This window comes from Rhizobium centroccidentale (assembly GCF_030182565.1).
GTDB lineage: Bacteria > Pseudomonadota > Alphaproteobacteria > Rhizobiales > Rhizobiaceae > Rhizobium.
In genome coordinates, this window is sequence record NZ_JAQJCG010000003.1 from 623052 (window position 1) to 630034 (window position 6983).

Annotated in this window: 7 protein-coding genes; 3 read left to right on the forward strand and 4 right to left on the reverse strand. The window is 59.0% G+C overall.

The genetic code is table 11. The features are described from left to right. Positions 1–407: 407 nt before the first annotated feature. Together PH562_RS06745 and PH562_RS06750 are read right to left on the reverse strand one after the other, a co-directional pair. On the reverse strand, positions 408–1649 hold the full coding sequence (locus PH562_RS06745; RefSeq protein ID WP_285172149.1) for an NAD(P)/FAD-dependent oxidoreductase: 1242 nt from the start codon (positions 1647–1649) through the stop codon (positions 408–410). Continuing rightward, positions 1646–1963, reverse strand: coding sequence for a MocE family 2Fe-2S type ferredoxin (locus PH562_RS06750; protein ID WP_285172171.1), 318 nt, complete (start codon positions 1961–1963; stop codon positions 1646–1648). The genes PH562_RS06745 and PH562_RS06750 overlap by 4 nt, the downstream gene beginning before the upstream one ends. Before the next feature lie 177 nt (positions 1964–2140). On the opposite strand from PH562_RS06750, the gene PH562_RS06755 reads away from it, so the two are divergent. Continuing rightward, positions 2141–3178, forward strand: coding sequence for a LacI family DNA-binding transcriptional regulator (locus PH562_RS06755; RefSeq protein ID WP_285172150.1), 1038 nt, complete (start codon positions 2141–2143; stop codon positions 3176–3178). A 187-nt stretch (positions 3179–3365) separates the two neighbouring features. Here the strand turns inward: PH562_RS06755 and PH562_RS06760 are convergent, their stop codons facing one another. Both PH562_RS06760 and PH562_RS06765 read right to left on the reverse strand, forming a co-directional pair. After that, on the reverse strand, positions 3366–4400 hold the full coding sequence (locus tag PH562_RS06760) for a sterol desaturase family protein (RefSeq protein ID WP_285172151.1): 1035 nt from the start codon (positions 4398–4400) through the stop codon (positions 3366–3368). Positions 4401–4590: 190 nt separating this feature from the next. Then, complete coding sequence (locus PH562_RS06765) at positions 4591–5520, reverse strand: sugar ABC transporter substrate-binding protein (RefSeq protein ID WP_285172152.1); 930 nt, start codon at positions 5518–5520, stop codon at positions 4591–4593. Positions 5521–5751: 231 nt separating this feature from the next. Here PH562_RS06765 and PH562_RS06770 point away from each other — a divergent pair, with 231 nt between their 5' ends. Together PH562_RS06770 and PH562_RS06775 are read left to right on the forward strand one after the other, a co-directional pair. Continuing rightward, positions 5752–6585 carry a sugar phosphate isomerase/epimerase family protein gene (locus tag PH562_RS06770; protein ID WP_285172153.1) on the forward strand — a complete coding sequence of 278 codons (834 nt, stop codon included), beginning with the start codon at positions 5752–5754 and terminating at the stop codon, positions 6583–6585. Positions 6586–6635: 50 nt separating this feature from the next. Continuing rightward, a partial coding sequence (locus tag PH562_RS06775; RefSeq protein WP_285172154.1) for an alcohol dehydrogenase catalytic domain-containing protein occupies positions 6636–6983 on the forward strand: 348 nt, incomplete at its 3' end.

Genomic DNA, 6983 nt, shown 5'->3' on the forward strand with positions numbered 1-6983 from the left:
GGCCGTAAAAGTCTCCGCCGGACCAGGCTCCATGCTCTTTGCTTGTCCGCATAGGAAAAGCAAAGAGAGGATGAAGCTTGCTGCGGAAGGGTGCAATTCCATGGCTATCCTTTCTTGGGTCTGGCGTTGCCTCCGACGTCGCTCATGGGGCTTTCGGCTCGTCTCGACGCCTTTGCGGAGCAAGGCAGATATCCGCATCGGATCTCGCAGCGATCCGGACGAATGGCGGTCGCTGCTACACCTTAGGGAACTGCAAAAGGAATGTAGGACGATCCGGATGCCGGATTAGCACCTGAATGCTGAAAGCACTTATGGCGCCTGCTCATGAATGCATTGCTGCAGCCTGCCGGTAATGCCGGCAGGCTGTCGTGATCGAAGACGCAAGGCGAACGTATCTTGATAGCCTGTCAGGCCGCTCGAGGCAGCATCGATTTCAGGTTCGCGTTGCCAGCCAGGGCTTCGGTCGAGGGCGTGACGCGTCCGGCAATCAGCATCTCGCTGAGCTTGATATCCTTGGCGACCTTATTGCCGGGGCCGACGCCACTTGCGGCGACCAGCCGCTGCTGGTCGTCGAGATGAAACAGGATGAAGGCACCGTCCCCGAGGTCTCTGCGCACGACCATGCGCCCCTCATCGACAAGGCCGGCAATCTGCAATGTGTGATCGAACTGGTCGGACCAAAAATAGGGAACAGCCTGATAGCCGCGCGCCGCTCCCATCAAATTTGCGGCGGCGAGAATGCCCTGATCCTGTGCATTGCGCCAGGCTTCGAGACGCAGGCGGCACCCGCCGTAAAGGAGATGCGGAAACGAGCAGCAGTCGCCGGCGGCATAGATATCGCGCTCCGATGTTTCCAGACGCTCATTGACCGCAATGCCGTTATCAATCGCGATGCCGGCCCGAGCAGCAAGCTCGGTGCGTGGCTGCGCACCGATCCCGACGACGAGCACATCGGCTGAAATCGTATCTCCATCAGAAAGAGAAATATCGACACGCTGCTCATCCGCTTCGAGCCCGAGAACCGCCACGCCACATTTCACGACGACACCATTGCCTTGGTGCAGGGCAGTGATCGTTTCGGCGATCCGTTCGGGGACACCGCGCTTGAGAATACGCTCCTGCGACTCGATGACCGTAACCTTCGCTCCGCGGCCGCGCGCCGAAGCGGCGACCTCCAGGCCGATGAAACCGCCTCCAAGCACTGCAATATGCATATCGGCTCGGACAAGGGAACGGAGCGCAAGCGCATCGTCGATTGTCCGCAGATAGACTATCCGGCGGCTGAGGGGCGCGTTCGGCAGTCGCCTTGGTACCGCACCGGTCGCCAGCAACAGTTTGTCGTAGCGCAGCGCCCGGCCATCGGAGAGGAACAATTGCTTTGCGGACGTGTCGATGGCATCGGCCGAGGTGCCGCCGATATGACGGATTGCCTGCTCCGCCAGCACAAGATCGCTGAGGACAGCGGGCAGCTTTGGCTCTGTCGCATCGAGCAAAATCTGTTTAGAAAGGGGAGGCCGCTCATAGGGGAGATGGACCTCGTCGCCGATAAGGGTGATTGCGTGCCGGTAGCCGTTTTCCCTGAGGCTCAAGGCGGCGCGCGCGCCGCATTCGCCGGCACCGACGATGATGATGCCCGCATCGCCACTCATGCGTTGAGCCCGATCATGACGCGATCGCCTTCCACTTTAACCGGATAGGTCTTCAGATTGATGCAGACCGGAGCACCGCGCGCTTCCCCCGTCTTGTAGCTGAAGCGGCCATTATGCTTCGGACACTCAATCGTATCGTCCATGACGAGCCCGTCTGCCAGATGGATTTTTTCATGGGTGCAAAGTCCATCCGTGGCGAAATACTCATCGTCAGGGCTGCGATAGATCGCAAAGGTTCGCCCGGCGTGATCGAAGCGGACAACATCCTCCTGATCGATTTCATCAGCAGCGCAGGCATCAACCCAGTTCGTCATTTCTTCCTCCTCATTGCAATCGCCGCCAGGCGTGAAAGGCATCGCCCAATCCTGGGAGCAGGCTGCCGTTGCGCTTTGATCGCGCATCGTTTTTCCTCCCGGCTGGTTTCAAGCATGCGCGAAATGACCCTTCACATTCCACGCCGATTATGATCATTTTTCATCAGGAGGAGCGAAATGAAGAAGGCACGTCTCGTGGACATCGCGGCCGTCGCTGGTGTCGGCCTTGCGACCGTTGAACGCGTTCTCAACGAACGCGGCAGCGTCAGGCCACAGACGGCGGAGAAGGTGGTGCTGGCCGCAAAGCGGTTAGGCTACAAGGGGATCATCCCAAGTCTCTATCGTGGCACGATCCGCATCGAAGTCATCCTGGTCAGGCCGGAGTCGCCGTTCTTCAGCAGGCTCAACCATGCCTTCGAGCGGATCGCTGCCTCACTGGATAGCTCGATCACGGTCCACCGGACCTTTGTCGAAGAAAGCGAGCCGGAGAAGTTTGCCGCGCATGTGGCCAATAGCAGCATTCGCCGGCATGGCCTGATCGTTGCGGCAGTCGATCATCCGGCAATCCGCGAGAGCTTGCGAAAGGCGCGTGCCGCCGGCATCGAAGTCGTCCAGATCGTTTCATATCTCACGGGAAGGGACGACGTGTTCGTGGGGATCGACAACTATGCCGCGGGCCGAACCGCCGGCTTCTACATGTCGCGGATGCTTCGGCACACGGCGGGAAGCATTGTCGCCATCTGTCATAGCTGGGCCTATCAGATTCACCGGGAGCGCATTCGTGGCTTCTCCGATTATCTCGGTTCTCAGCGTGATTCTGCGCTACCGTTTTCGGAGGTTGTATTCGGCTGGGATGACGATGTGAAATCCGCGGAAGTGATGACGCAGGCGCTGCGTCGTTGTCCGGATATTGTTGGTATCTACAATGCCGGCGGTGCCAATCTCGGGGTCGGCTCGGTGCTTCAGCGCTTTCAGGAACGACAGGGAAGGGATTGCATCTGGATAGGGCACGAACTCAATGACGAAACACGCCGCTTCATCACCTCTGGGTTGATGACACTCGTTCTCGATCAGGCACCCGAAACCCAGGCGAGGCGCGCACTGGATACGATATTATCGCGAATGGGGATTATCGACGTGCCCGTTAGCCAAGAGCCGGTTCCGTTCCTGACCTATACGACGGAGAATATTAGCCCGGCATCCAGTCACCAGTAAGTGACAAGGCCGGAGCCTGCGGAAGGAGGGCCGCAGGCTCCGGCATTTTCCGCCATCAACGGCCGATTGAACCGGTGGCGGGGGGGGGGGGGAGCTCAATACGCGCATATGGAGCATATAGCGCCTTTGGCAAGCCCTTGAGATCATTGCCCCGGCCGGAGAAACCCGGGCGGGCTTCGGCTCTTTGCTAGCTCGGCGTGCCGGAGCGACGCGCTTGCTTCTCCGCGTATTTCTTGGCGCGCTCCATGAAGCGCTTGTTCATGCGGTCCTCGGCCTCTTTTGAGCCGTCGTGGAAGGTGCCGAACCACTGGTCGAGCGGGATCACACCATCGGCATAATTGCACTCGAAGAACTTGTGGTGGAGGTAATGGTCATAGGCGTGGGTATCGATCCCGGCTTCCTCACCGATCACGATCTTGTCGAAGCCGGCATGGCCCGGAGCCGGCGCAAGTGCCGCATGCGTCAGATGGAACAGCGCGTGGATCGGATTGGACGGTACGATCCAATGAATGAGAACGCCGGAGAAATACAGGAAATGCTCGACCGGATGCATGGCAAGGCCAGACCAGGGGCCGGGATTGACGTTGTTGTGATGCAGCTTGTGAACCGCATGATAGAGTGGCGGCCAGTGGATCAGGCGATGCACGAGATAGAAATGCAGATCGCGGAACGCCGGGATCAACAGCATGATGATGGCGCAATAGATCGGATGTTCGGCGAAGTCGACATAGGGAATGATGCCGTTCGCAAAGGCCCATAGCGTCAGCACTTCGAAGGCCGTCCAGAGGGGTACGGCGCTTGCAAAGGTCCAGATCACATTGTCGACGGTCTGGTTGCTGAAGAGGAAGGCCGAATTATCCTTCGACGGCCATTTGCTGTTGTATTTGAAGCTCGTGCCCTGCTTCTTCTGCATGTAGAGACGCAAGTGAAAGGCGCCGAAGAACAGGAAGACCAGCGCGGCATTGCGCAGGAAGAGATAGGCGATCCAGCCTGGCGCCAGCGTCTTCATGGTCTCCATGGAGGGCGTCGCGTAAAGCCAGAGCAACGTTGCGACGACGGCATAGACGACATTCCAGGGCATCAGGTAGCCGGGATATCCGAAGAACCATTTCAGGAACGCGACCGGTTTTGCCGGCCAGATGAAAACAGGCGGATATTGCAAGAGCTTATTGGGCTTCCAGTCGCCGCGCTTGTCGCGCGTGCCATAGAACGTGTCGTCCACGATGTGCCTCCCGATGAATGAAACGATGCGGTCAGTGTCAGCGGCATCGGCTGGAAACGACAGCATTGATTTGATGAAATTTGCTCATGGCGGCGGGAAATTCGCCGGGCCGCAATCGGGGAAGGGGAGGCCACGGCCCCGCCTTCCCGTACACCGGCAGTCATGCTCTACGTTGCCGGCGCTTTTCCACTCAGTTGAGGCTCTCGAATTGAACCATGTTCTCCTTCGTCACCAGCTTGAAAGGAATCCAGACTTCGCGGTCGATCTGCTCACCCTTGATGGCCTTGATCGCCGTATCGACGGCGCCGCGGCCCTGCGCCTTGGCGTCCTGGAAGACGGTGACCTTGAGGTCGCCCGACTTCATCGCCTGCAGCGCATCCGGCGTCGCATCGATGCCCGCAACGATCGTCTTATCGGTCGAACCGCCGGCGTTCTTGATCGCTGAGATCGCGCCAAGCGCCATTTCGTCGTTGTTGGCAATGACGGCATCGAACGCGAGGCCAGAGGTCAGCCAGTTCGAAACGAGATCGGCGCCATCGACGCGGCTCCAATTGCCGACCTGCTCGCGCACCACCTTGATGCCGCCGCAATCACCGGTCTTGAGCACGTCATGCACATCCTGCGTCCGCTGGCGGGCCGCCTGGCTGCTGAGATCGCCGACCATGATGACGACCTCACCCTTGCCGCCGAGCATGCGACAGACTTCCTTCGTCTGAAGCGTGCCGGATTCGGTTTCATTCGAGCCGACGAATGCCTGCTTCTTGCCGAGCGTGGAGAGATCTGTCGGCTGGATATTGACGTAGATCAGGGGAATGCCGGCATCTTCGGCAATCTTGCTGATCGCCGGCGTGCCGTCCGAATCCACCGGATCGACGATGATGGCCGAGACACCGCCGGCTGCGAAATTGCGCACCTGATCGAGCTGCTTGTTGACGTCGTTGGCGGCATCCACCACCTGCAGATCAAGGCCCTTGGTCCTGGCATAATCCTGCATGCCATTGGCGATCAGGGTCTGGAAATTGGTCGTCAGGTAGCCCATCGAAACGCCGATCCTATCGGCGGCGTAGGCTTGCGACGACAGCACCAGCGCGAGCGCGCTTGCACTCAGAAATTTCAACATGTTCTCCTCCCAGGAAACGGCGGCCCACCTTGACCGCCTGGAAAGAGTTACCGATGGGGCAGATCGGCGTCCGGGAGTATTTTGATGAAAAACCATCACGCCAAGGGCTCTCGACCAGGCGAATATATCCGCTTTGCGGTGAAAAACGCCGATGATCAAAATCCATCATCGCGCTCACTGGCCAAGCCCCGGGATTCGTGATCTGAGCAAGCCACCCATACGGGAGGACCTATGCAGAGCTTGCTTATATTCCAGTCGCTCTGGTCCATGGAGCGGCGTAGTGCGAGATATCCGGAGCTTTCCCTGGAGGAAAGCATCGATAAGATAGCAGCTGCCTGCTTCGATGGCGTCAGCGCCCACTGGTCCGATCGCAATTTTGTCTCCCGTGTCGCGGGCCTGCTCAAGCAGCACGGCTTGCGGGCGGAGGGGCAATGCTTCCCGAAGACCGTCGACGATCTGAAACCAGTGCTCGAGATCGCCGCCGAATATGATGTCCATCATATCTGTCTGCAGCCGGACGTGCGCCTGCGGCGGCTTGAGGATTGCATTCCTCTGCTGGAGGGATGGCAACGCCTGGCGGAAGAGGCCGGCATTGATGTCTGGATCGAGACCCATCGCGACCGCATGACGACGGATCTCTTCTTCACGCTCGATCTGCTCGATCGCCTGCCAAACCTGCGTCTGCTCGGCGATATCTCTCATTTCCTTGTCGGGCGGGAATTCGCCTGGCCGGTATCCGAGGAAAATCACGCCCTTATTCATCGGATATTGGACAGCTCCTGGGCCTTCCACGGCCGCATTGCCTCCCGCGAACAGGTTCAGATCGAAATTTCCTTCCCGCATCACAGACCCTGGGTCGATCTGTTCCTGGGCTGGTGGGAATATGGCTTCAAAAGCTGGCGGAAGCGCGCCGACAAAGACGCCACACTTGCCTTCACCTGCGAACTAGGGCCGAAGCCCTATGCCATCACCGGAAGGGACGGTGAAGACACCACCGACCGCTGGGAAGAATCCCTGCTTATGAAGCAGGAAATACGTGATTTATGGGCAAGAACCATCGGCTAATGAGTTAAGAAAAGTATCGGCAATAGACTATTGATTTTGGAGGATTTTCCATGGACGTAAGAGCAGCGGTCGCGGTTGCGGCAGGCAAGCCGCTTGAGGTGATGACGGTTCAGCTGGAGGGGCCAAGAGCCGGCGAAGTGCTGATCGAGGTCAAGGCGACCGGCATCTGCCACACCGATGATTTCACCTTGTCCGGTGCCGATCCGGAAGGCCTGTTCCCGGCCATCCTCGGCCATGAGGGCGCCGGCATTGTCGTCGAGGTCGGACCGGGTGTGACCTCGGTCAGGAAGGGCGATCACGTCATTCCGCTCTATACCCCCGAATGCCGCGAATGCCCGTCGTGTCTCAGCCGCAAGACCAATCTGTGCACCGCAATCCGTTCGACCCAGGGCCAGGGC